Origin of the sequence: Streptomyces sp. SM1, assembly GCF_002910825.1 — a bacterium.
In the GTDB taxonomy this organism is placed as follows: domain Bacteria; phylum Actinomycetota; class Actinomycetes; order Streptomycetales; family Streptomycetaceae; genus Streptomyces; species Streptomyces okerensis.
In genome coordinates, this window is record NZ_NEUB01000044.1 from 1 (window position 1) to 795 (window position 795).

The window sequence follows — 795 nt, forward strand, 5'->3', positions numbered from 1 at the left end:
GACGGGAGGTCCGGCATGACGACGCCCGCGACGGCGGAGGCTCCGTCCGCCGCCCCCCTGGTGGACCTCCAGGCGCTGGTGGTGGCGGTACGCAGGCGACGCCGTCTCTGGTGCTCCCTGGCACTGCTGGGGCTGGTCCTCGGCGCGACGGTGGCGGTCGTGCTGCCGCCGCCACCGACCGCGGTGACCAAGGTGCTGGTCGCGCACCAGCAGGACCAGCCGAACGATCCCGGCACGCTGATCCGTACCGACGCCGCGCTGCTGCACACCACACGGATCGCCGGTGCGGCCCTGCGGTCGCTGGAGTCCCCGGACAGGCCCGAGGACTTCATGGAGGACTACGAAGGCCGGGGTCTGACCAACAACCTGCTGCAGATCACGGTGACCGGTGACAGCGACACGGAAGCCGTGGCCCGCGCCGAGGCGCTGGCCGGCGCGTTCGTCGCGGACCATGTGCGGCGGATGGAGGAGGCCGCGGACGCCGAGGCCAGGTCCCTGCTCGCACAGCGTGAACGCATGCGGGAGGAACTCGCCCAGGTCAACGAGGCGATCGGAGACGGACCCGACGGATCACCGTCGCAGGGCGACCCGCAGGGCGATCCGGAGGACTCGGCGAACATGGAGTCGCTCTTCGCCCGCCGGGCCGAACTCACCTCACGCATCTCCGACTTCGGGGAGCGCGCCGCCGAGGCACGCGTCGGGACGCCCCAACTCGCCGCCGCCACCCAGATCGTGGACGCGGCGCGCGTGGTGCGGCACTCCCTGCCCAGGACCGCCGGCACCAACGCGGCGATC

The 795-nt window shown here is 72.8% G+C and carries 1 protein-coding gene; it reads left to right on the forward strand.

What is annotated here, in order from left to right; all coding sequences use genetic code 11:
* Positions 1–15: 15 nt before the first annotated feature.
* The coding region (locus B9S61_RS00925; RefSeq protein WP_258039490.1) for a Wzz/FepE/Etk N-terminal domain-containing protein at positions 16–795 on the forward strand (780 nt) is incomplete at its 3' end.